The organism is Vibrio sp. 10N.222.46.A1, assembly GCF_041473595.1.
Taxonomy (GTDB): domain Bacteria; phylum Pseudomonadota; class Gammaproteobacteria; order Enterobacterales; family Vibrionaceae; genus Vibrio; species Vibrio tasmaniensis_A.
In genome coordinates, this window is record NZ_JBFRSN010001870.1 from 1 (window position 1) to 334 (window position 334).

Here is a 334-nt window from a genome sequence, read left to right on the forward strand (position 1 = left end):
AGCGTTGCGAATCACTCTTAAATGCTTTGTATGTGACTTGCTACGACTTCTCAATCAAGCTCTTAGTAAACTCTTCTAGTTTTGGATAGTTATCCAAGTCCATCTTATATAGCCTGTAAATTGAAGCAAACTGTTCCCACTTATACACTGCCACTTCGAAGTCACTCTCGTCCCTTGCAAAGTCGAACAAACCATTAACTAAAAACTGAAGCTCTGCAAGACTGTATAAACAGGACTTATAATATGGGTAATTCGTACCAGCTTCTGAAGGCATTGTCTCCATCCGAGAGTGATGAATCTGAAGTAACCTAAGTATCTTAGAAAGGTACTTACC

At 39.2% G+C, this 334-nt stretch carries 1 pseudogene; it reads right to left on the reverse strand.

Going from position 1 to position 334, the window contains the following annotated elements:
* Window positions 1–40: 40 nt before the first annotated feature.
* Window positions 41–334 (reverse strand): annotated as a pseudogene (locus AB4496_RS29700) (hypothetical protein); the annotation flags it as partial.